At 68.1% G+C, this 22,301-nt stretch carries 21 protein-coding genes and 3 pseudogenes; 14 read left to right on the forward strand and 10 right to left on the reverse strand.

Annotated features, from left to right (window positions below; all coding sequences use genetic code 11):
• The first annotated feature begins 21 nt into the window (after positions 1 to 21).
• Positions 22 to 1,971: a hypothetical protein gene (locus tag IG62_RS43415; RefSeq protein ID WP_051798580.1), complete on the forward strand. Its 1,950-nt coding sequence runs from the start codon at positions 22 to 24 to the stop codon at positions 1,969 to 1,971.
• A 357-nt stretch (positions 1,972 to 2,328) separates the two neighbouring features.
• On the opposite strand, the gene IG62_RS0125775 is transcribed toward IG62_RS43415, so the two are convergent.
• Positions 2,329 to 2,991, reverse strand: coding sequence for a hypothetical protein (locus IG62_RS0125775; protein ID WP_030807891.1), 663 nt, complete (start codon positions 2,989 to 2,991; stop codon positions 2,329 to 2,331).
• A 259-nt stretch (positions 2,992 to 3,250) separates the two neighbouring features.
• On the opposite strand from IG62_RS0125775, the gene IG62_RS0125780 reads away from it, so the two are divergent.
• Together IG62_RS0125780 and IG62_RS43420 are read left to right on the forward strand one after the other, a co-directional pair.
• Positions 3,251 to 3,544 carry a hypothetical protein gene (locus tag IG62_RS0125780; RefSeq protein WP_030807894.1) on the forward strand — a complete coding sequence of 98 codons (294 nt, stop codon included), beginning with the start codon at positions 3,251 to 3,253 and terminating at the stop codon, positions 3,542 to 3,544.
• A 327-nt stretch (positions 3,545 to 3,871) separates the two neighbouring features.
• The gene (locus IG62_RS43420; protein ID WP_158795113.1) at positions 3,872 to 4,261 is read left to right on the forward strand and encodes a nuclear transport factor 2 family protein; all 390 of its coding nucleotides are present in this window, start codon (positions 3,872 to 3,874) and stop codon (positions 4,259 to 4,261) included.
• 332 nt (positions 4,262 to 4,593) lie between these two features.
• Here IG62_RS43420 and IG62_RS50255 read toward each other — a convergent pair.
• A pseudogene (locus IG62_RS50255) lies at positions 4,594 to 4,689 on the reverse strand (NAD-binding protein); the annotation flags it as partial.
• Positions 4,680 to 4,961 (reverse strand): hypothetical protein, encoded by a 282-nt coding sequence (locus IG62_RS50260; RefSeq protein ID WP_030807899.1) that lies wholly within the window; start codon positions 4,959 to 4,961, stop codon positions 4,680 to 4,682. The gene IG62_RS50260 and the pseudogene IG62_RS50255, both read right to left, overlap by 10 nt.
• On the opposite strand from IG62_RS50260, the gene IG62_RS49025 reads away from it, so the two are divergent.
• Positions 4,893 to 5,336: a hypothetical protein gene (locus IG62_RS49025; RefSeq protein ID WP_420711107.1), complete on the forward strand. Its 444-nt coding sequence runs from the start codon at positions 4,893 to 4,895 to the stop codon at positions 5,334 to 5,336. The two genes, IG62_RS50260 and IG62_RS49025, sit on opposite strands and share 69 nt — an antisense overlap.
• A 145-nt stretch (positions 5,337 to 5,481) precedes the next feature.
• Here the strand turns inward: IG62_RS49025 and IG62_RS0125795 are convergent, their stop codons facing one another.
• Together IG62_RS0125795 and IG62_RS50265 are read right to left on the reverse strand one after the other, a co-directional pair.
• Complete coding sequence (locus IG62_RS0125795; RefSeq protein WP_030807902.1) at positions 5,482 to 6,609, reverse strand: NADH:flavin oxidoreductase; 1,128 nt, start codon at positions 6,607 to 6,609, stop codon at positions 5,482 to 5,484.
• Positions 6,610 to 7,310: 701 nt separating this feature from the next.
• Positions 7,311 to 7,820 (reverse strand): IS5 family transposase, encoded by a 510-nt coding sequence (locus tag IG62_RS50265; RefSeq protein ID WP_107053060.1) that lies wholly within the window; start codon positions 7,818 to 7,820, stop codon positions 7,311 to 7,313.
• A gap of 431 nt (positions 7,821 to 8,251) precedes the next feature.
• On the opposite strand from IG62_RS50265, the gene IG62_RS0125805 reads away from it, so the two are divergent.
• Positions 8,252 to 9,253, forward strand: a complete 1,002-nt coding sequence (locus IG62_RS0125805) for a DUF1259 domain-containing protein (RefSeq protein WP_030807904.1) — start codon at positions 8,252 to 8,254, stop codon at positions 9,251 to 9,253.
• 175 nt (positions 9,254 to 9,428) lie between these two features.
• On the opposite strand, the gene IG62_RS43425 is transcribed toward IG62_RS0125805, so the two are convergent.
• Positions 9,429 to 9,830 (reverse strand): oxygenase MpaB family protein, encoded by a 402-nt coding sequence (locus tag IG62_RS43425; protein ID WP_078872236.1) that lies wholly within the window; start codon positions 9,828 to 9,830, stop codon positions 9,429 to 9,431.
• Between the two features lie 33 nt (positions 9,831 to 9,863).
• Here IG62_RS43425 and IG62_RS0125815 point away from each other — a divergent pair.
• Positions 9,864 to 10,052, forward strand: a pseudogene (locus IG62_RS0125815) (IS5/IS1182 family transposase); the annotation flags it as partial.
• A gap of 53 nt (positions 10,053 to 10,105) precedes the next feature.
• Positions 10,106 to 10,630, forward strand: coding sequence for an AAA family ATPase (locus tag IG62_RS0125820; RefSeq protein ID WP_030807907.1), 525 nt, complete (start codon positions 10,106 to 10,108; stop codon positions 10,628 to 10,630).
• 219 nt (positions 10,631 to 10,849) lie between these two features.
• Here the strand turns inward: IG62_RS0125820 and panD are convergent, their stop codons facing one another.
• A complete protein-coding gene (gene panD / locus IG62_RS0125825) occupies positions 10,850 to 11,278 on the reverse strand; it encodes an aspartate 1-decarboxylase (protein ID WP_030807909.1) in 429 nt (142 codons plus the stop codon).
• 1,131 nt (positions 11,279 to 12,409) lie between these two features.
• Here panD and IG62_RS0125830 point away from each other — a divergent pair.
• The 3 genes from IG62_RS0125830 to IG62_RS0125840 all read left to right on the forward strand — a co-directional run bounded on the left by IG62_RS0125830 (position 12,410) and on the right by IG62_RS0125840 (position 14,859).
• Complete coding sequence (locus tag IG62_RS0125830) at positions 12,410 to 12,772, forward strand: DUF488 domain-containing protein (RefSeq protein WP_030807912.1); 363 nt, start codon at positions 12,410 to 12,412, stop codon at positions 12,770 to 12,772.
• A gap of 490 nt (positions 12,773 to 13,262) precedes the next feature.
• Positions 13,263 to 13,976, forward strand: a complete 714-nt coding sequence (gene folE, locus IG62_RS0125835; protein ID WP_158795115.1) for a GTP cyclohydrolase I — start codon at positions 13,263 to 13,265, stop codon at positions 13,974 to 13,976.
• A 43-nt stretch (positions 13,977 to 14,019) separates the two neighbouring features.
• Positions 14,020 to 14,859 carry a RibD family protein gene (locus IG62_RS0125840; RefSeq protein WP_051798587.1) on the forward strand — a complete coding sequence of 280 codons (840 nt, stop codon included), beginning with the start codon at positions 14,020 to 14,022 and terminating at the stop codon, positions 14,857 to 14,859.
• 167 nt (positions 14,860 to 15,026) lie between these two features.
• Here the strand turns inward: IG62_RS0125840 and IG62_RS49035 are convergent.
• Positions 15,027 to 15,226: pseudogene (locus IG62_RS49035) on the reverse strand (IS481 family transposase); the annotation flags it as partial.
• Between the two features lie 929 nt (positions 15,227 to 16,155).
• Between IG62_RS49035 and IG62_RS49935 the strand changes: the two are divergent.
• A complete protein-coding gene (locus tag IG62_RS49935) occupies positions 16,156 to 16,893 on the forward strand; it encodes a PP2C family protein-serine/threonine phosphatase (RefSeq protein WP_324604646.1) in 738 nt (245 codons plus the stop codon).
• A 602-nt stretch (positions 16,894 to 17,495) separates the two neighbouring features.
• Here the strand turns inward: IG62_RS49935 and IG62_RS47400 are convergent.
• Positions 17,496 to 17,696: a hypothetical protein gene (locus tag IG62_RS47400; RefSeq protein WP_158795116.1), complete on the reverse strand. Its 201-nt coding sequence runs from the start codon at positions 17,694 to 17,696 to the stop codon at positions 17,496 to 17,498.
• A gap of 586 nt (positions 17,697 to 18,282) precedes the next feature.
• Between IG62_RS47400 and IG62_RS0125860 the strand changes: the two genes are divergently transcribed.
• The 3 genes from IG62_RS0125860 to IG62_RS0125870 all read left to right on the forward strand — a co-directional run bounded on the left by IG62_RS0125860 (position 18,283) and on the right by IG62_RS0125870 (position 21,911).
• Entirely contained in the window at positions 18,283 to 19,107 is an 825-nt protein-coding gene (locus tag IG62_RS0125860; protein ID WP_030807920.1) for a M55 family metallopeptidase, read from the forward strand.
• A 144-nt stretch (positions 19,108 to 19,251) separates the two neighbouring features.
• Positions 19,252 to 21,663, forward strand: coding sequence for a hypothetical protein (locus tag IG62_RS0125865; RefSeq protein WP_158795117.1), 2,412 nt, complete (start codon positions 19,252 to 19,254; stop codon positions 21,661 to 21,663).
• A complete protein-coding gene (locus IG62_RS0125870) occupies positions 21,651 to 21,911 on the forward strand; it encodes a hypothetical protein (RefSeq protein WP_030807925.1) in 261 nt (86 codons plus the stop codon). Before IG62_RS0125865 ends, IG62_RS0125870 begins: the two co-directional genes overlap by 13 nt.
• Before the next feature lie 24 nt (positions 21,912 to 21,935).
• Here IG62_RS0125870 and IG62_RS0125875 read toward each other — a convergent pair whose 3' ends face one another.
• Positions 21,936 to 22,220: a putative quinol monooxygenase gene (locus IG62_RS0125875; RefSeq protein ID WP_030807929.1), complete on the reverse strand. Its 285-nt coding sequence runs from the start codon at positions 22,218 to 22,220 to the stop codon at positions 21,936 to 21,938.
• Positions 22,221 to 22,301 lie beyond the last annotated feature (81 nt).

The raw sequence follows: 22,301 nt of genomic DNA on the forward strand, positions 1-22,301 counted from the left end.
GGGCGCAGGCGATGGCCTCGCGTGCTGCTGATCGGGGGCGCCGTTGTCACGCTGCTGACCGGCGTCGCCGCCTTCCTGGTCCTCCGGGCCGTCCCGGACTACCGGACCGCCTTCCTCGTCGACACCTCACTGGCCAAGAACGACACGGACCTTCCCGATACCGCGGACGCCGTCGGCTCGGCCGCGCAGAACGCCGCCGACGAAGACTCCCTGTCGTTGCGCCGCTTCGGCGGCAGCTGCGGCGACCAGGGGAACACCGCGTCGGTCGTAGGCCCGGGCACGGGACATGCGCAGAAGATCAACACGTCCGTGCACGCGCTGTCGGCGTCCGGGAAGCCCACCCTGGAGAGCGGACTCCTCGCCGGGATCGACGACTTCTCCGGCTACTACCCGTTCCGCGGGAGAAAGCGGAATCGAATCATCGTGGTGACCTCGCACGGCATCGATGCCTGCACGGCAGATCAGACCGCGCTCAAGCAGGCAGTCGGCCGGCGGGCCAAGGACAGCGGAGTGCAGCTGGACTTCCGGTTTGTCGGCTACAAGGTCCCACGGAAGGAACAGCAGCCGCTCGCCCAGCTGGCCGAGGCCACGAAGGCCCCCAAGGTCCAGTTCGTCTCCACACCGACGGAGCTCACCGCAACCCTCAACAAACTCGCCCTGCCCGAGTCCCCAGAGGTCCAGCCCGTCGACGTCCCCTCCCCGACGGCAACGTCGCCGTCCAGTCCCGCCGCGTGGCTCCGTTTGTCCACCTCGACATTGAAGGCGGGCGGCACCTGCACGGCGAAGGCAGGCGGGATGGAGCCGGGCGAGCCGGTTGTTCTCACCTGGACCGGCCCGTCGAGTGGCAGCATCGGGACGTTCACCGCGGGACGGTCCGGGGAAATCACGACCCGGTTCCACCAGCCGGGCAAGCCGGGTTCCTACACCCTCCGGGCCCAGGGGACACGTTCCGGCCGGAAGGCGTCGGCGCCGTTGCGGGTCCTCCCGGCCGACCTCACCACGCCTCACACCACACCCCAGCTGACCCTCAACCCCTCCACCCTCAAGGCCGGCCAGCCCACCACAGCCACGGCTTCCGGCTTCCAGCCGGGGGAAACCGTCGATATCTACCTGGGCCCCTGGGGGCACAGCGGCAGCTACGCCCACGAGCGGGCAAACAGCTCAGGAGTCGCGGTCGGCCGCGTGGGAGAGGGGTGGGGGCTCGCGGAACCCGGTGGCACCTACGGCGTCACCGCTGTGGGCGCCGCGTCCGGCCGCCAGGCCCATGCCGAGCTTCGGTACGAGAAAGAGAAGCAGAGCGGCCCTGTGAGCGCGCACGCCAGCCCCGACCCGGCCACGCCCGGCCGGACGGTCACGGTGACCGGCACCGGCTTCGCACCGCACCGTGCAGTACCGCTCCACGCTGTTCGCCGACGCGACTACCGCAGCAGACGACGGTTCCATCGAGTTCACCGCCTCCATCCCTCAGGGCACCGCTGCAGGCAGGTACACCATCCGCGTCTACCAGATCGCCTCGGGAACCGACCTCGTGATCCCCCTCGAAGTGCAGCCGGCCACCCCAAGTCATCCGCCCACTCCCCCACCGACCGACGCCTCGCCGTCAGGAACTCCTCCCGGAACGATCAGTCAGCCCCGCGCGAGGGTCAGGTCCCGGCTTCGGTCGCCGCGCACCCGGTAGACGCTCTCCTGCACACTCCGGTAGTGGTGCCCGGCGGGAGCGGAGGTGAGCCGATCTTCGAGGGATCGGTTTTGTCCCAGCAGAACGCATTTTGCTCCGCCATCGCATCGTCGATTCGGGCGCGCGTGCTCACCACGCGAGCTAGGGACTCTCGTTTGGATCATCGGGCGGACCAGAGGAAGATGCGGGCGATGCGAAGTCCGGCCAGGCAGATGGTGGCGGTCTTCTCGGAGCGGGTGGCGATGCCTCGGCCTGCATGCCTGAAGTGCAATTTCTGCGCTACCCAGACGTGAGCGTATGGGTAGCGCGAGACGACAACGGGGTCTTCACGTCCGGCCAGATCGGACGCGATACGGACGGGACCGTCCCCTCCGATATCGCTGCCCGAATGCATGTGGCCATCGAGTCCCTGCGGACGATCACAGGGGTTACGCCCCTGACCATGCCTGCCCGCGCCCCACCCAACCCCACCCCTGTGATGAGGATTCCTGCAATTCCCCAGGGCTGCTCGCGTTCCCCACTTGGTTGCGCGGTGAACGAAGGTGCCGGATTCGCCCGCCAGTTGAGGGTTCGGACGGCTGCTCCCAGTCAAGGGCGCCTACGGCGTCAGGTATCCGCTCTGACCGCCGGTACGGAGTGGCATTGCCCCTCTACCGCTCGGCGGTGCCGTCCTCACCGTCAATCTCGTAGATCCGCCCTTGAAGCCGTTCACCGGCCCAGTCCAGCCCGACGCCCAGGTCAAACCAGTGCCGGTCCTTGCGGAGTTCGGGCTGTGAGAGGTTCACCGCCGCCCAGGAGAACACCCCCAGGAGGATGGAACGCCCGTGCTTCGTTGTGCGCACGGACAACGCAAACGGCGCGGCGAGTGCCGCGCGGGTGACCACCATGACTTGCTCGTCCTGAGAATGTCGACGCCCACCCGTGAGAAACCGGGGCGTTTCGAGGATCTTGACCCACTCGACCACTGCGTCTGCCACCTGGGCGCGCAAGGACTCTTCGATGCCCTTCCGGACGGCGATCGCGGGATCATCGCCGAGCCAGCCAAGCCAGTGATCAGGACCAGTGAGCTTGCGGAAGTCGTCCTGTGGCACCCCGTGACGGAGATTCTCCTGGTACTCACCTGTCAGTTTCCCGCTGCTGTCCACCAACCACGCGCCGCGGATCGCCTCGGGAGGTACGTAGCCGTTCGGGTCGTCGATATACGTCGGGTCGATCTCGGCGACACTGCCACCGGGATTCTCCGCAGCCGCAGCCAGTAGCGCCGGCTCGTTCGGTATGCCCTTACGTCGGCTTCGCGAGCCAAAACGCCCCACGTTCCCACCCCCACCGTTGCCAGCCAGTTGACCGCGATTGTGCCGCACCCGGTCAGGACCGCATGACGGGGAGTGGGGGACGGCGACGGGTGGGTGAGGAATCTCAGCGAGCAGGTCTGTCCCGCCCCCAAGCAAGGGGGGAGGATTTTCAAAGAATTGTTCCCACACCCCCGGCGGGGTGGCCGCTGGCGCCCTGCCCGGCGCAGAGCCGGGCCGCCGGACGCCTGGCGACCGCCGGGAAGGTGACAGGATCGGTTCCATGAGCACCGAGACAGACTGGGTGTACCGGGTGGAGGAACCGCACGGCTCCGAGGGCTGGCGCCCCTACGGCGACCGTCCCGAGCGGTGGCAAGGGACTGTCACCACCGACGATCCCGAGGAGGACGCCGAGTACGTCGCCGCCCTCGTCGTCACCGACCTGGTGTCCGAGTGGAATCGCCTCGGCGCCGTGCAGAAGCACGTGCGCGTGATCGTCTGGCAGCACGAGGAAGGCACCGACCCCGAGGACGCGGCTTTCACGGTCGAGATCCAGCCGGACATCGACGGAGAGTGACGCCCCTGACGGCGGATCCGGCACAGGGCCGGACGGGACACCGGTGCGTTGCGTGCTGCGTACCCAGCCCGACTCTGTCAGCGGCGACAAGGTATAGAGCCCCGCTGTGACCGGCCCGCTACTTGAAGGCGCGGACCAGCAGGCCCGCGGCCCAATGCCCACGCAGCGCAGGGGGCCGCCCACCGACGGACGCATTCCCTCGATTGCCTCCGCGCCGGCGCCTTCCGCTCGCTATATCGGTCCGGCTCGCCGCTCGCGCTCCGTGAGACCAGCATGGAATGGGAGGAGGCAGACACGACCGGCTTCCGGAGAACGGAGGAGGCGACGATGGTCACCGACAATCGCGAACTGATCGTGGGGGCCTACGACGCCTTCGGAGCCGGCGACATCCCCACGGTGCTTCAGGCTTTCGCCGAGGACATCACCTGGCACATTCCGGGACGTAGCCCGCTCTCCGGCGACTATCGCGGGCACCAGGAACTCGTCGGATTCTTCGGGCGGGTCATGGAGCTGTCCGGTGGCTCTTTTCGCATCCAGATCGACGACGTGCTCACGGACGCATCGCGGGTCGTGGTCCTGTGCACGGTCAGCGCGGAGCGCAACGGTCGAACCTGGTCCTCACCGGAAGTACACGTCTGGGAGGTCGCCGGCGGCAAAGCCGTCGCCTTCCGCGAGTTCCAGGGGGACCAGCAGACCGAGGACGAGTTCTGGTCCTGACGAGCGGCAAACCACGCCCAGCACGGATCCTTCGCTACATCGTCTGGCGAAACCGTCACGCCTCTACGCCGAGGGCTCCTCCGTACCCGGATCAAGGCCTGGGTGCGGAGCCTGGCAGGTGCGGCACCCTCGGTCCGGATGCGGGAGTCAGGCGGCGGTAGGGTCGGAGAGGCGGGCGCAAACCGGAGCAGGGCACGCTGGCCTTTCCAGCCGAGCGCGCCGGCGACCCGGCCGTCTGCGTGGTAGACAGCGACGAACCTGCGCGAGCGCAGGTCACGGTGCAGTCGCGCCACCAACTCCCCTTCCTCTGAGCCGACTTGCCGGCACAGCCGGGTGGGCTCGATGTCGACGAGGGTGACGTCCAGGCCGAGGCCACGTGCGGTGGCGGCGATCTCACTGCCGAGGAATCCGGCACCGATCACCACCACCTGGGTCCGGCCAGCAGCTGGGCGCGCAGCGTCAGCGTGTCGTCGAGGGCGCGCAGCACATGCACCCCGGCCAGATCGTGACCGAAGGGCAGACGGCGGGGGCGCAGTCCGGTGGCGCTCGTGCCCGCGGTCGTTGACGTGTGCACCCACTGCCCGACATCGCGGCCGGCGGCATCGCCGACGAGCGGGGCCTCGTCGCCGCACTGGCCCTCGGGGCCCAGTCCGGATGGCTGGGCACCCGATTCCTGACGGCATCCGAGGCGGCCACGCACGAGGTCTACCGTCAAGTCGTGATCCGGGCGACGCCCCAGGACGCGGTGCACACGCGGTGCTTCGACGGCGCTGGCCCAACGCCCCGCATCGTGCGCTGCGCAACTCCACACTCCGCGCCTGGGAGGCCGCGGACCGTCCAGCCGCGCCGAACCGCCCCGGCGAAGGCGCCGTGGTGGCCCGGAGCGCCGACGGACGGGCCTGGTCGTGTTACGACGACATGGTCCCCGTCCTCGGCATGTCGGGCGACGTGGAGGCTCTCGGCCTCTACGCGGGCCAGCGCGCCGGGCTCGTCCATGACGTCGCCCGGCGGGCCGCATCGTGGCGGGCATCGCCGCGGCCGCCCCGGCCCCCATGAGGCAGACGCGGGGCCCTGACACGGTCGGCACGCCGTCCCCCACATCGCTCCGGCGGTGAGCCACGCTGCGGGATCGCCGGCGGACTCACCACCACCCGTCCTCCGAACGGACCGGCGACGGGCCCGAACCCCCGCCACCGGCACGTACCACCGGACAGGACCTGCTAGTGCAGCGTCTTCAGCGCCGCCGCGTCGTACGGCTTCAGCTCCTCGAACCGGTTGGCCAGCACCTTCGCCGCCCACTCCGGGTCCTGGAGGAGGGCGCGGCCGACGGCGACCATGTCGAACTCGTCGCGCTCCAGCCGGTCGAGGAGGTTGTCGATGCCCCGCACCGGGGCGCCCTGGCCCGCGAAGGAGCGGAGGAAGTCGCCGTCGAGGCCGACCGAGCCGACGGTGATGGTGGGCCGTCCGGTGAGCTTCTTGCTCCAGCCCGCCAGGTTCAGGTCCGAGCCGTCGAACTCCGGGAGCCAGTAGCGGCGGGTGGAGGCGTGGAAGGCGTCGACACCGGCCGCGGCCAGCGGGGTCAGGATCGCTTCCAACTCCTCGGGGGTCTCGGCGAGGCGGGCGGTGTAGTCCTGCTGCTTCCACTGCGAGTAGCGGAAGATGACCGGGAACTCGGCGGAGACCCGCTCGCGGACCGCGGCGACGATCTCCGCGCCGAACTTCGTGCGGGCCACCGGGTCGCCGCCGTACGCGTCCGTGCGGCGATTCGTGCCCGCCCAGAGGAACTGGTCGACGAGGTAGCCGTGGGCGCCGTGGATCTCCACGCCGTCGAAGCCGATGCGCTCGGCGTCCGCGGCGGCCTGCGCGAACGCGGCGACGACGTCGTCCAGGTCCTGCTGGGTCATCGCCCTGCCGGTGGGCTCGGCGCCCGCGGTGACCAGGCCGGACGGGCCGACGGCCGGAGCGTCGGCGAAAGGCGGCTCGCCCTGATTGCGGACCATGCCGATGTGCCACAGCTGCGGCACGATCGTGCCGCCCGCCTCATGCACGGCTTCGACGACCTTCGTCCAGCCCGCCAGCTGCTGCTCGCCGTGGAACCGCGGCACCCGGTCGCTCTGTCCCGCCGACTCGTGGCCGACGTAGGTCCCCTCGGTGACGATCAGCCCCACACCCGCGGCGGCGCGGCGGGCGTAATACGACCGCACATCCTCACCGGGGACGCCGTCCGGGGAGAACATGCGCGTCATCGGCGCCATCGCGATGCGGTTCGGGACGGTCAGGCCGTTCAGCGTGACGGGCCGGGACAGGATCTCGGCCGCGCGGGAGGCGGCGGACGCGGTGTCGGTCACAGGGGCTCCTTCTAGGTACCAGGCGGTATGTGCACATGCACTCAATGCATTGCAGGCATCAACCTTCACCCCCTGCGACGGCATTCCGCCTGCCCGGCCGCCCGCCCTGTGATCCCGGCCACGTACCCGAGGCTGACCTCCGGATGCAGTACCGCCGGTACCGGGCCGAGGCGGGGAGCCAGCTCCATGCCGGGCGTTCCGGCCCGAAGACCGCGCGACACAAGAAATCCGGGTCTCAGATGAGGCGCGCACACTGCTCGACGTATTGCCGTGGCCGCCCGCCGGGGTGACGCCAACCGTCCCCGTACAGCCTCCTATGTCATGTCGTGGCCGGACGCCAAGGCGGGAACAGCGCGTGCATCTGGCCGGCTTCCACCGGTCACCCCCGCACCAACGGCGCCTGTCCATGGCGCCCTTGGCTGCGTTCGTGCTTCGGTCCACCGAAGCATCCCCGAGGACAAGAGGTAGCCCCACGCATGCGACGGCTTACGGCGCAGCCACACCTTGCTCCTCCCGACACTGCTGGCCGTCGCGACGGCGGTAACGGCCGGCGCCCACGCCCCCGCGGCGCTCGCTGTCGGTACGCCGGCATCGACCGTCAGCGATACGTTGCCGACGTCCACGCGCCAGACGTGACCGACATCCCGCCGCCTGAGCCAGGCCCGGATGGCCTTGGAGCTGCAAGCAACCCTTGTCGCCGATTACCTGGTCGAGTCGGACGCGGGGCCGGCCCGGTCCAAGGCGGGCACCCGTATCGTGTCCATCACGGCGGTGAACTGGATGCAGTCGCCTGTGTTCCCGCCTGTGACGGTGAAGGCGAGCGGGCGGCCCAGGCATCGCAGGCCAAGGGAATGTTGCTGGTCAGGCCGCCTCGGGAGCGTCCGAGTCCCGGGGGCGGAGCTCCCTTTTCGGGCCCCATCGGCATGCTGATACGCGCGGACGGCGATGGGGTCGACCGACACGAGCCAGTCGATGTCCCCGGCCGCGTCCGCACTGGCCTGGGCGGCCTGGAGCACACGCTCGAACGTGCCGTCCAAAGCCCATCGACGGAACCGGGTGTGCAGCGTGGCCCACGGACCGTACCGCTCAGGCACGTCCCGCCAAGCGGTCCCGGTACGGCACTTCCACACGATCCCATTGAGCACGGTACGGTCGCCCAACCGCTTCTGACCCGCAAGGACTCGGGCAGCAGCGACGGGACGAACTCCCAGTCGACATCGGACAGTTCATAGCGGCGTATCACCCAGCCGTGATCCACCACGCAAGATCATTTGAAGACACCGCCTGGAACGGAAGGAAGGCGATCACGTTTCCAGGCATGTTTCCCCAGGTTGCCGTTCGCGGGGACCTCTCCAACGTTGAGTTCCGTGCGTGACAGTACTGCGAGACTGCCGTGGATCTGACGCCAGACCAAGTTGCAAGCAAGGTGGAGGGAAAGCGACCAGCGTGGCCATGCCACCACCGCAGTCACACAGGCATCATCACTACAGCGCATGGGCCTTGGACTGGACTGGCCGTTCGTAGGGTCGCTGAGGGGCTGTGGCAGCCTGGGGGATTTCTTAGTCCACTTGGCCCCAAGCAAGGATGGTGACGGCAGCTACTCCACCTCGTCGTGCTTCCATGCCGTCACGGAGGTGTTGACATGACGGCTGAAGGTAGACAGCAGGACAGCTACCCGCACGCAGGTGCGCCGCGGCGGCGTGTGCTGGCCGCGGCCGCCCTGGCTCCGATGCTGGCCGGGGCACCGTCCCCCGCTCGGGCCCTGCCCCCAGGGACGGCCGAGGCGAACAGCCGCGGCCTGATCAAGCCAGTGTCCACTGCTCGGTCGCACTGGAAGAGTGTGGCCAAGACGCTGGGCCGGACCGGCGATATGAAGCGAAAGCTGATGTACCACACCGCCTTCCCACGCCGGGACCTGCGGGTGCACTCCCGTCACATCGCCGTCAAACCGGAGCTCGCCCTCGGCTCGCACGTGTCCTTCGTCCGCTACGCCGACGAGAGCACGATGGCGATGGGTGATGTGGTGGTCACCGAGCACGAACTGCAGCCGTTCATCGATGCTCTGCACGAGCACAAGATCGGGCTGACCGCGATCCACAAGCATCTCCTCTCCCAAAGTCCCCATATCTGGTGGATCCACATCCACGCGCACAGTCACCACCCGATGGCTGTGGCCCGCGGTCTCCGCGCGGCATTCAACCTCACCGGCACCCCGGCCCCGCTGCCGGCAACCCGGCGACAGCGCGTCGACCTGGACACCGAAGGAATCGATGCCGCGCTGGGTGCGAAGGGCTCCGTCGATGACGGCATCTACAAGTGCATCTTCGTCCGCCGCGAGACCATCACCGACGGCAAACTGGTGCTTCCCCCCGGCCTGGGGTCGACCAGTGCGTTCAACTTCCAGCCGCTCGGCGGAGGTCGAGCCGCGATCAGTGGCGACTGCGCCATGATCGCCAAGGAAGTCCAGGACGTTCTGGCGGCCCTGCGGCGTGCCGGGGCCGAGCTCGTCGAGCTGCACAACCACGGTTTGACGGACGAACCTCGCTTGTTCTTCGTCCACTTCTGGGCCGTTGGCGACGGCGTCAGGCTCGCCCGGGCCCTGCGCCCAGCGGTGGACGCAACCAACGTGGTGCCCGCCGGCTGAACACCGCGCAGACAGCAGTCTCGACCTGCTCGAGGTAGCCCGGCCCGGCGTCGATCCCGGTGAGCATGGCGGTGACGAACTCCTCGCAGGTCACCTGTCCGTCGTTGTCAGCATCCATGCCGGTCCGCAGGTGCTGCCACCAGGTCTCGGAGGCGCGTAGGCCCGGGCTTCGCGCTCAGGGGTGAGTTCGAGCGGCAAGCACACGTTGTGCCATGGCCTGCAGATCGTCCGTGGCCGGGAACAGGTCGTCGGGGAGGCCGAACTCGCTACCCACCGCACGGAATTCTCCGTACATCTGATCCCGTTCAGGCGGCGCCAGCGGGCGTCCGGACAGCCCCCGCATCGCCGTCACGCACTCGTACAAGGTGACCAGTACCCACACCCGCACCGCCGGATCCAACGCCGTGAACGGACTGCCCTGCGCGTCGGTCCCGGCCAGACGGCGGTGCGTACGCTCCAGAAGGGCAACCTCCCGGCGTAGCCCTTCACGGTCGGAGAAGAACAGCCGCTTCCCGCTGTCCATGGTGTGCTCGATACGCCGCCACGGGTGCGCGCGGTAGGTGGAGAAGTTCGCCATGCCGGCGGCGACCGCCGGATCCGCGGTCTCACAAGACGCGGCAGTCGCGGCGGGAGGCCCACCGGGTTCGACAAGACGATCTACAAGCGCAGGAACGAAGTGGAACGGACGAGGAACGCCCTCAAGAACTTCCCGGGCCGGGCCACGAGGTTCGACGAGCGCGCCTACGGCTTCCACGGCACCGTCGCAGTGGCCTCGATCCGCCTGTGGCTCAGTCCGTGATCAGGCAGAAAAAGCAGTGGTCGTCCGCCCGGCTTCCCTGACACGATCTGGGTGTGACCACGTTGTTCCTGATGGTCGGCCTGCCCGGGGCCGGAAAGACCACGAGGGCTCGACAGCTCTCCGAGGAGCACGGCGCGCTGCGCCTGACACCCGACGACTGGATGATTCCCCTGTTCGGCGAGGCGGAGGCGGACGGCAAGCGCGACGTGCTGGAGGGACGTATGCTCTGGCTCGCCTTGGAGGCGGTCAAGCTGGGCACCAACGTGGTGGTGGACTACGGCTGCTGGTCCCAGGATGAACGGTCCGCGATCCGCTGGCTGGTGGAGGCCGAGGACGCGCGCTTCCACATGGTCTACCTCCCGGTAAACGATGAGACCCAACGCGCCCGGCTCGCCCACCGCTGGGCGACCGCCCCCGAGGAGACGCTCCCGATGACCGAGGCCGACATCCTGCACGGGCGGGCTCACTTCGAGGCGCCCGACGCGGCTGAGCTGCGAGGCCGCAGGGCCGCCGGCCCGCCCCCCGGCTGGGCGGACTGGCGGGAATGGGCCGCCAACCGGTGGCCGTCGTTCACGTGACCGTTTCGGCCCCACATGGCGTGACTCGCCTCCGGAGGCGGGGTCCTCGGTCAGCCACGGGCGCACCCTGAAAACTCGACAACGCAGCCGAGCCGGACGTACCCCGCGCCAGCCCGTGAAGCTCCGCCGACAGGCCTGGCGGGGGGGACCCTTCAAGCGGCGGCGGCCACCGCCCCGGGGACGCGCCGTACTCGGCATCCCGGGGCCCCGGGGTCAGCCTCAGGCCCCTCGGGCTGCCGAGGCCATCGGGCTGCGCGACGTATCGCTGCCGGGCACCGGCTCGGAGGCATCGGCACCCAGGGCGACGATCCGGTTGTCCGCGTCGACATGCACGACCTTCGGACGCAGCACGCGGGCCTCTGCATCGTCCACCTGGGCATAACTGATCAGGATGACCAGATCCCCGGGGTGCACCAGATGCGCCGCCGCCCCATTGATACCGATGACACCCGAGTCCCGCTCGCCCTCGATGACATACGTCTCCAAGCGGGCCCCGTTGTCGATGTCAACGATATGGACCAGCTCGCCGGGCAACAGGTCGGCAGCTTCCATCAGTGTGGCGTCGATGGTGACCGACCCCACGTAGTGCAGATCGGCCTCGGTCACCGTGGCTCGATGGATCTTGGACTTGAACATCGTACGAAACATGGAGAAACTCCCGGTCTGCCTGCTCCCTGCCTGCTTTTGCAGGTCAAGGGCCGTCTCCGGAGGTTACCTCGATTCGCATGTCCGGTCAGCTGTCGCCAGGTGTTCGAGGACTCACACTGAGCTGAGGCTTGCTTCCCTGCCGAATCCAGGACCTGTTCGGGGAGAGCCGGGGCGGACGACCGCGCTTGACGGTACCGTCCGGGAGCTCAAGCAGCAGGACGGCAAAGACATCTGGCTGCTCGGCGGCGCCGAGCTGGCGGGCTCCCTGTACGCCGAGATCGACAACGCTGATCCTCAAGATCGGCGCCCTGACCATTGGCGACGGGATCCCACCGGTCTCCCGCAAGGCCGCTTTCGATCCGCGCACCTGGACGCTCGCCGACCACACCGTCCTCAAGAGCGGCCCGGTGTTCCTCACCCACACGCGCGTCAACGGCTGAGCACTCCAGGCAGCGGGCGGCGCTTGTCCGCGGCCGGGCTCACGGACGCGCTCAGAGGGTCAGGCGAGCGCCGCCGTGGCCGCAGCCAGGCCGTGGACGGCTGCAAGTCAAGGCGGCAGGGGGACACCCGAGCCTGCCGCGTGCGGCACGACCGTCTCGGCCGTCGGCATCAGTGGCAGGACCAGCAACTCAGGGCTCGGTCTTGCCTGGCCCTGAGGTCACGAGCCAGGCCGTCTCTTTCTGATCATCGACCGACATACTGGGTGCCATCCAAAATACGGCCGGAAGCAGATAGCGTGAAATCCGACGTTTCAAGAATCACAACGACATCCAGACTCTGGGATGCTATTTGAAGCACGGAGAGCTGCAGATGGATGGGACTGTCCACGCGGACGGAGGGGACCCCTATCCCTACCCATGTCACTACAGACGCACTTCTGTCGACCCTGAGGCCTAGACGTTTATCTCGGATCATCTCGCTGACCAGATGACGATGGCGGCGAGGTAGAGGGCGGCGGTCTTGTCGTAGCGGGTGGCCAGGCCGCGCCCCTGCTTGAGATTGTTGATGCAGCATTCGACCGTGTTGGTGACCTATCCGGGACCGGACAAAGTCGTGCGGCTCGAGATTGTCTCCCGTTACTACGTGTGACCCCGCAAGAAGCGGAGTGCCGGACTCAGGAGGAGGCGCGTCATGGCACACAAGAGGACGGTGAACGTCCGCCGCGTCTACGAGGATCCAGGGCAGGCCGACGGCGCCAGGGTGCTGGTCGACAGGATTTGGCCCCGGGGAATGACCAAGGAGAAGGCCCACCTTGACGAATGGTGCAAGCAGGTCGCACCGTCCACGGAGCTGCGCAAGTGGTACAGCCACGCCCCCGAGCGTTTCGCGGAGTTCAGCCGCCGCTACCGGACCGAACTCCAAGATCCCCAGCACGCAGAAGCGCTGGCGCACTTGCGCAACCTCGCCGACAACCGGCCCTTGACACTGCTCACCGCAACCAAGCACCCCGATATCAGTGAAGCCGAGGTGCTCGCCGAGCTGCTCCGGGGCTGACAGCGTGGGTCGGCTGAGCTTCGCGCTCGTCGCGGCAGATGACCATCCGCGGGGGCACCCGCATCGTCGAGGAGGGCAGCAGGGCCGACCGGCTTTGGAGCACCCATGCAATTCGATCACCCTTGAGGTGAACGTCTCCGGCCGCCCTCGGCTGGTCATGGCTGACCCCGCCGCACGCCGGGCAGCTTGGTGCCGAGCACAGAGCCCAGAGCAGGCACTGAACTGCGATGCGGCGGCAGTGCGCACACAGTGTTACGGAGGACCCGGTTCCGGGCAGACGCACACCCGCGGGTTGACCGAGGCTTCAGTCCCCCCGGAGCCGCCTGCTGGATCTGTACGAGGCCAGCCAGCAGTGGACCGATGCTCTGACCAGCACCTCAGTGAGCTGGCGCGGGAGGCATGCCTAGCTCACCCAGCGCTCGCACAGAGAACGGTCGATAATGGAAGCGGCCAGCTCCAGTGAGACATGCCTCCCACCTTGAGGCTGCATATGAATGATGCACCCGAGCAATTCCACGGTCCCCCACCCGTCGCTGGGATGGTCGGCGAACGGCTCGTACGCATCACGGACGAGATCGAGTGGGCGGCCGTTTCCCCGCGGCAGATCACCGCCGGCGAGTGGCAACGGTTCGAGGAATATCTGAAGGAGATCTTTGAGGCGCTTGGCCTGGCCGCTGAGTCAGCGGCTACAGCCGACACGCCTCGGCGCTTCCTCCGCGCCCTCTTCGACGCCACCAGCGGGTACGAAGGCGACGAGAAGCTGGTCACCGCGTTCGAGACCGAATGCCATGGCGGTTCGGACTGCCGAATCAGTCAGATCGTCGAAGGACCGATCCCGTTCTTCTCTCTGTGCGAGCACCACAGCCTGCCCTTCTTCGGCAAGGCGTATGTCGGCTATATCGCCCACGAGCACATCCTCGGACTGTCCAAGCTGACGAGACTGGTGCGGCTGTTCGCCCGCCGGTTCTCGATGCAGGAGCGCATCGGCCGCCAACTCGCCGAATCACTCCAACAGATCCTTCAACCGCACGGCGTCGCGGTCCACTTGGAAGCGGTGCATCTGTGCACGCAGATGCGCGGCGTACGGGAGATCGAGTCCAGCACACGCACCACCCACTGGCGTGGCACTTACGACGAGGATCCGCAACTGCGTGCCGAATTCTTCACGCTGTGCGGCCAACGGGGACCGGCCGGACTTGGCTGAGCACACCACCTCGCACCCCGCCGGCGGAACACCTCCAGGAACTGTGGAGCCGCTGGAGTTGCTGTACGAGCAGGCCGGGCAGCCCCGCTTCGGCCTCCCTCCGGCGCTCGCCACGGCCTACGGAGGTGATCTGGGCTTCACCTCGCCATGCGTGTACGCGAACTTTGTCGCCTCCCTTGACGGAGTGGTCGCCCTCGGTCCCGAATACCCGTCATCCGGCTCGGCGATCAGCGGGCGTGAGCCTGCGGACCGATTCGTTATGGGACTGCTGCGTGCATGCGCCGACGCCGTACTCATCGGGGCCGGCACGCTCCGAGCCACGCCCCGCCACCGGTGGACACCCGACCACGTCTGTCCACAAGCCGCCCCTGCCTTCGCCGAACTGCGGCGGAGCCTGCAACGCGCCGCTCAGCCGGAACTGGTCGTCATCAGCGCGAGCGGCGACTTGCCCACCGAGCACCCAGCCCTGCAGTCAGGCGCACTCGTGGCCACCACGCTGGACGGCGCCCGCCGACTGGGCGGACGTCTTCCGGCCGCATGCACGCTGCTCACCGCAGTCGAAGGATCCACCCTCCGCATGGATGACGTACTTGCGGCTCTCCACACCCACGGCCACACTGTGGTGCTCACCGAGGGCGGGCCTCACCTCATCGGTCACTTGCTCGGTGAGAGCTTGGTGGATGAAGTGTTCCTCACGACGTCCCCAGTACTCGCGGGCCGTGCCGACACCTCCCGACCCGGTCTGGTCGCCGGGCTCGAACTACTGCCGAACCGGCCAGCGTGGACCGATCTGATCAGTGCACGGCGACGGGGATCGTATCTTTTCCTCCGCTATCGCCTCCGGGCCCCCCGCGCAAACGACGGCCCAGCAACGGCCGATTGATGCCGAGGAGCCGACGCCGAACTTCCCACTGCGGGCGGGCGATGTCGCCGTCCACCAGCGAGGTTGGATGCCCAGTTCACGACAGGTGTGGCCCCAGGTGTTCTTGGTGTAGGCCCAGCGTTGTCGGTCAGCACGCGTTCAACGGTGACACCGCGTGCGGCGAATCAGGCGGTGGCGCGAGTCAGGGAGTCTGCGCAGGTCGGGGCGGTTTCGTCGGGCAGTTCTTCGGTGTAGGCCAGGCGAGAGTGGGCATCGAGCGCGGGTGCAGGTAGGCGTATCCCGCAGCGCCTCGGCGGTTCTTGTGCGGGCTGGAGGCGGCCCGTCCGGGGGATTTGTGGCCGCCACGGTCGAGGATGCGGCCGAGTTTCGGACGGCCCGCCGCAGTCGTCCGATGCGTGTGTCCGCCGTGGGCGGATGACCTGTTGTTCCACTGCGGGCATGTGTGCGGCGGGGCTGGCGGTGGGGGCGGCTGGAGCGGTCTGGTACCTCGACCGCCGCGTGGCGCCAAGCCGCTCAGGCCGTGACGAGGAGCGGACTGTATGCCTCGGGTCGGCGGATCGCCAGCAACGGGCCCAGCTTCAGCCAGTCGCGGCCGGCGGTCGAGGTCGGCCACGAAATGGCGGCGAACTCGCGGGTCTGGGGACTGGCGGGGTCACCTCCCACGGGAACCTCGACGACGCCAGGGTCGCGATAGCCCGCGGCATGTGCTGGCGCGGGGGTTGTGTGCAACATCCACGACAGCGGCTCACCACAGCCACATAAAGCTTCGAGGGCCCCGGCGTGGTAGCCCGCAGGGCGATTGAGTGGAAGCCGCGACCTCGCCGAGGGAGGCTGTATCCATGCGGACACTCTTCCGCCCGAGGACACCTCTATCGGCAGTGGGCGGTCACAGTCGGTTGCTCTTCAGACTCGCACAGTGCGTACCTTTCCTGATCGTGCTGCTCGGGCTGGGTATCGAGCTCTCGCCCGCGCACGTCGTGTATACCGGCCCCCTCCTCATCGCCATGCCGGCACTGGCGTCACTGACGATGGGCCCGAAGGGCACGCTCGCGGCGGCTGGCGGGGCTCTGATCGTGAGCGTGACGACCACCACTCTGCACCAGGCGTGGGGTGGCCAGCAGATCTACAGCAATCTCCTGGCTTTGTTCGTGGTGTCCGCGGCCAGTGTCATGACCAGTAACGCTGTGCGCACGCGCAGGCAAAGCGAACTCGACCGGATCCATCGCATTGCCGCAGCGGCGCAAAGAGTCCTGCTCCGTCCCGTCAGCCCGTCTGGGCCAGGTGCACGTCGCCAGCATGTACCTGGCCGCCGAGGCGGGGGCACAGATCGGCGGCGACCTGTACGAGGCCGTTTCCACTCGGTACGGGGTCCGGATGATCGTGGGGGATGTCCGAGGCAAGGGGCTGCCAGCTGTGCGCTCGGCAGCAGCCGTGTTGGGCGCGTTCCGGGAAGCAGTGCACTACGAGAGCGATTTGGTGGAGGTGATGAACCACTGCTCCGCAGCGCTGCAGCGGGACTGCGCCGTGCCGACCGCGTTCAGCCAAGAAGAGGAGGCTGATATAGGGGAGGACTTCGTCACCGCGCTGGCGGCTCAGGTGGTGCACGGATCAGTGATCCAGGTTGTCAATTGCGGGCACCCTCCTCCGCTGGTGCTGCGCCAGGGCAAGATCGAAGCGCTGCACCCTGCCTCGCCACGGCCGCCCCTCGGCCTTGAAGACCTCATGAACGGTCCCACTGCTGGGCCGGATAGCTATGCCTTCACACCCGGTGACCGTCTCCTGCTCTACACCGATGGAGTCGTCGAAGCACGCAACATGGACAACGAATTCTTCCCTCTCCACGAAGCGATGGAAGCAGCCCCTGCCTGTACACCGCCGGAGTTCCTGGAGTGGCTGCATCAGGTGTTGATCCGCCACACCCGGGGGCAGCTGACAGACGATGTGGCGGTACTCGTCATTGATCTATTCAGGGATGGCACGGAGTCCAAGGCAGCTGAAAACGCAATTACTTCCGGACCTCGACCGTCGAGGTGATGGACAGCCCAACCGCCCACGTCCGAGGGGTCCGCCTCGGCACGCGCCGCCGCCAGCGACTCGGCCGGTGCAAGGGCTTCATCGCTGAGACGTCCGAACCGCCGGCGGTACAGCCGAAGCGCAGGCCGGCCAGTACGAGAAGAGGGCTTCCCGACGCAGCCCGCCGCCCCAACCTCCATGCAGCGCACTCCCGACCGAGACGCTCCTGGCTGTATGCGAGTCAACGTGCCCTTCGTCGGCATCGGGTGCCGACTCCCCCCGACAAAGCCAACTCACCAGCCCGGACACATCTTTGTGCATGTCCCGGACAGTCCCGGACATGTCCCGGACAGCGTTGAGTGCTGACATCCCAAGCCCCAGGGGAGCAAGGTGGGAATGTCCGACCCGACGGGAAGCCCGAGCACTGGTAACCCGTCCAACATCCGTCATCACAAGTGGAGTTCACCTATGAGGATGCGATTAGCCGTCGCGGCGGCTGTTCTCGGTGCTACCGCCGCTGTCGCCGTCCCAGCGGCGGCGACAGCCGCCCCGTCAACGATCTCTTCGTCCTGGTACGACACCGGAGAGACATACAACAAGAAGGCCGCGTGCGACCGCGGCGGTCAGTCGTGGAAGGACAGCAGCACCAACGTCATACCGTGGCGCTGCGACTGGACTTCGACCAGCAGGTTCCACCTGTACCTGCTGCTCCGCTGATCCAGGTAGTTCAAACGGTCCATCCCTCCGTAAGGGGGGCGGACCGTCGTCGCGTTGGCGGCCGGTGAGGTAGGGGGCAGCAGACGGGTGTGCTGGTCCGCTGCCATCGAGCTTGCTTGCCGGGGGATGCGACCAGGTTCCTCTACGGAATACTCGACGGAATACGACTTACTTGCCTGCATCCGCCGACGTCATCCGTCACGCGCGGCAGTGCGTGGAGCTGACCACGCCGGAGTCGCACAGACTGCCTGGACGTGCTCAGCGCTCGCGCGTGTGCGGGCGCACGGGGCGTAGCAGTGGCTGACGCCAGTCGCCCAGCGTCGTGAGGAGAAACTGGCGGGCGACGGGGCGTATGTCGTCCCACGCCGGATCTGTGGCCAGGGCGTTGGCCCAAAGGCTGGCGCGGGAGGCAGGATCGATCTCGCCGAGGCGACGTCCGATGGCCTGAAGATCGCGCGGATCGTCGCCGGAAGTCCCGGGCTGATGTGCTCGACGTCGGCTGCTGCACCGGCATCACAACCCGCCAGTTCCAGGCCGCCAGCTGCGCCATGCTCGGCGTCACACCACCCTGGCGGCGACCGCCTGGCGGGGTTCCGCGCCAGGGTGGGCGCCTGGCCGGGGAGGGCCTCTTTCCCGCAGGAGCCGTGGGAGTCAGAGTGTCGGCGGTGTGCCCATCGCGTCCCGGGAGCGGCTGTGAAGATCTTTCTCTCGTCCGACATGGAAGGCACCGCAGGAGTCGTCGACTGGGACCAGTGCCGGCAGGGCGGCCCCCGGTACGCGTACTTCTGCGGCCTGCTCCAGGAAGAGGTGAATGCGGCGATCGAGGGCGCGATGGCCGCCGGTGCGACCCGTTTCCTGGTCAACGACTCGCACGGGTCGATGGCGAACCTCCGGCCGGACGCCCTCGCCGGCCGGGCCCGGTACCTGTCCGGCCGCCACAAGCCGCTGTACATGATGCAGGGCCTCGACTCCTCCTTCGACGGCGTCTTCTTCGTCTCGTACCACGGCTCGATGGCCGGCGCCCCGTCCACGCTTTCCCATACCTACAACCCCCGGGCCCTCGCCGGCGTACGGCTGAACGGCACGCCTGTGGGAGAGAGCGGCATCAATGCGCTGGTGGCGCTCGGGCACGGGGTGCCGGTCGTACTGATCACGGGTGACCGGACCACCGCCGACGAGATCGGGCCGTTCTGCCCCGGCATCTCCGTAGCGGTGGTCAAGAACTCGGTGTCTCGCTTCGCGGCGGACAGCATGCATCCCGAGGAAGCCCGTGAGCTGATCAGGGAACAGGCCCGCGAGGCCGTCCGGGGCCTGCCGGAAGCCCAGCCACCCCGGATCGCCCTTCCCGCCACCCTCACCGTCCGCTTCCGCAATGCGGACCTCGCCGAGATGGCGACATGGATCAACGGGGTGATGCGCGACGACGAGCTGACCGTGCACCTCACCGAGGACGACCCGATCCGGCTCTACCGGACGTTCGTCACCGTGGTGCTGCTGACGCGGGGAATCGCCGAGTAACCACGCGAGGCGAGCCGGAATTCCGCGCCTTTCCTGCAGTTGCGATCAACTTGCCGCGATGGAACGCTGGCAAGGGAAATCTGTACGTCTGTACGGTCGAGCGACTCCGTGGCTCAGGTAAGGGAAGCTGCCATGGTCCGACCGGTGACCACGGCCGAATGTGCGGCCGAGGTAATGCTGATAGCGCTGGCCCAGGTGCCGGAAATCCAGCTTCGGGGAGCGCGTCCCACCACAGACCTGGCTCTGCGTCTTTCCCACATACAGATCGTGATCAGCCACAAGCTCGGTCAGGACCCCGCCCTTGTACGGGCCCGGCAGGAGGCCCACGCCTCGACTCCGGATTTCACCCGCCTCACTCGGCTGCGGCTCGCGCAATCGCTGGAGGAGGCGGTGCGCGAAGATACCGAGTTCGCGGAAATTCTGGAGATGCTTCTTACGGAACTGCGGGATGACGCTCGTCCGGAACGCACCGCGGAAGAAGAGGTGTGGCTGGCACGGGCGGTGCGGGGCGTGTGGTGGGAGGAGGAATCGAGGAGTCAGCGGCACCCTCTCCAAGGCGCACCGGAAAAAGGAGTGAGGCCATCGGAGCCGATTTCGCCACCCGCCGCCAGGCCAACGGCGGTAGGGGCAGGCCAAGTTGAGGAAATACCGGAAGCCGAGATTACCGAGGCAATACGCGAACCGGCACGCTACCTCAACGTTTTCGTCGCCCGCCCCGGTGAGGAGGGGGCGGTCTTCGAACTGGTGACATCAGCGGATTACGACCTTCTGCTGAACATCGGCCACCACCTCAATGCCAGTCTCCTGCAGGGGGCTGAGGCCATGTGGCCCGAGGAGTTGGTGCCCGAGGGTGGGGTGTGGCTGCGGGCGAGCCTTCTGCTGGAGGGGATCCGGGAGTCGGTCACGGTGCCGTTCTTCCTGCCATCGCAGGGCGAAAGCTTCACCTGCGGGTGTACGCCGGGATCCGCACACCGCCCGGGCTGCGCACGACAGCGGTGGATCCGCTTTGCGATGCACACGCCGGAGATGCCTGCCGTGATCCGGGGTGAACTGGTCGTCTACTACCAGGCAGCGGCCGTAGTGGCGGTCGGTCTCGAACTCCCGGTCGGCTGGCCGGGGTTGGCGCCGAGAGCCTCGGTCATCGGGCGCTTGAGCACGACCTTCAACGACCTCGGCAAGCTCGCCCAGCGCACGGCTTCCGTGTTGCGGTCGGCGTCGGCGGAACGGGTCGTGGTCAACGGCGTCGGCTTCCTCGACAACCCCTTTGCCATCGGCGCCACCGCCGCGGACACCTCCGCCCTCAACGCCCGCACGGCCCTGTTCGACAGTCATGCGGAGGTGAGCGGCGGAACCCTGCGCTCCCGCTACGACAGCACGTTCGGCAAGAGCCACGCGGCCTACGAGCAAGACCTCCGCCGTCTGGCCCGTGAAGGCGCCGGGCTGTACGCCAGGCTGTTCAGCTCACCCACCGGAGACCACACGGTCGCCTTCACCCTGCCGGCCCTGCTCCGCCACGAAGCGCAAGTGCGTGGCCGTCCACCGGTACTGCAGATCCTCGACGACCGGCTCGACGAACACGCCATGTTGTGGTCGATGGTGTACGACCTGCCGGTCGGTGGGGACAGCAGCCGCTACGAGCCGTGCCCCGCGGTGCGTGCGTACGGGCCGGAAGGCGGTGGCGGGCCCGTGCCGCCCGTATGCCCGTGGAGCGAAGAACACCTGGGGCGCGGCAACGTGCTGTGTCCGTACGGGTTTTGGGGCCTGTCCTGCATGGTGGAACAGCCGCCGACGGTCCATCGCGACCTGGAGACGGTGGTCTTCCCGGGGCCCGCCGAGGACATCGCGCTCCTGGCCGCCGTCGGCGATTCGCTCAACGAGCACCTGACCACCACGCACTTCGACCGGCTGCGCCAGGGCCCGCCCCGCTGCCAACTCGCCACCGCCACCGGCCCGGAGGTGGCCGACGCCCTCGCGCCGGAGGCCATGGACATCGTGTACTTCTACTGCCACTGCGGCTACGACGTCCGCACGGACACGGCCGCCGCCGACCGCTACCTGGACCTGGGCGGCATCAGGATGGAACCGTTGGACATCGGCATGTGGGCGAGGACGGTATGGGACGACCCGCACTGGCCCCGGCGCCGCCCCCTGGTCGTGCTCAACGGCTGCCACACCACCGAGACCACCAGCGGAACCACTCAACAGCTTCGTGCCCGCGTTCACCCTGCTGGCAGGCGCCTCGGGCGTACTGGGCACCGAGGTGACTCTGGAACAGGGACTGGCCGGTTGGGCGATGGAAGAACTGCTGTCCCGGCTGCTGAGCGGCGCCACGGCCGGGGAAGCCCTGCACGGTACCCGCTGGGCCATGCTGCGCAGGGGGAACGTCATGGGGCTGGCCTACACCGCATATTGTCTCGCCAATCTCACGCTGCGGCCGGCGAAGGCCAGGCAGGAGTAACCGTGGCCAGCTCAGAGCCTTCTGCTTCGGCGTCACGGTCGGCTATATCGCCTATCGCACTCTGGTCCGCACCGAGAGGTCGGCCGTGTCCGACCTGACCACGGTGGTCTCCGCCGTCGGCGGCGCGGCGGTGACCGGCCTGTTCCACCCCCAGCAGGGGGATGTGTTCGGCTGGTACTCCATCGGCCTGCTCTCCGGTATGGCCGTGTTCTTCCTGCTCTTCCTCCTCATGAACGGCAAGGCGGCCACCGCCGCCTTCATGGGCGCCCCGGAGACCCGCCGGGACCGGACGGACACGACCCACGACGGGACGCCGGGCCCGCCGGACGGGCGCCCACGTCGCTAGTCTGCGGCTCGCGAAACGCCGCCGTCACCGCGCCACGAGGTGCTGGATCTCGCGGGGGCGGGCTTCGCGGGCGTCGTGGGCGAGGTCGAGTGCCGAGGCGCCGACCGTGGCGAGCGATGCGTTGCGGGCCTCCTCGGACTCCCATTGAACGGTGGAGATCACCGCGTCACCTGCGGCGGAGACCCAGCACTCGGCCGACAGACATCCCGGGGTGTTCCGGAAGGCCTCGGCGACCTGATGGACGCGGGAGACGAACTCGTCGAGGTGGGCGGCGTGCGGGTAGTGGCTGGCCACCATGGCGACCTTCATGTGCGCTCCTTGCGGGGTGTTGTTGGCGACGCCACGGCTTCCGGCCGTAGCGGTGTCTGTGAGGGGCTTCCGGGACCGAGC

This window comes from Streptomyces sp. NRRL S-337, assembly GCF_000720175.1.
Classification (GTDB): Bacteria; Actinomycetota; Actinomycetes; order Streptomycetales; family Streptomycetaceae; genus Streptomyces; species Streptomyces siderophoricus.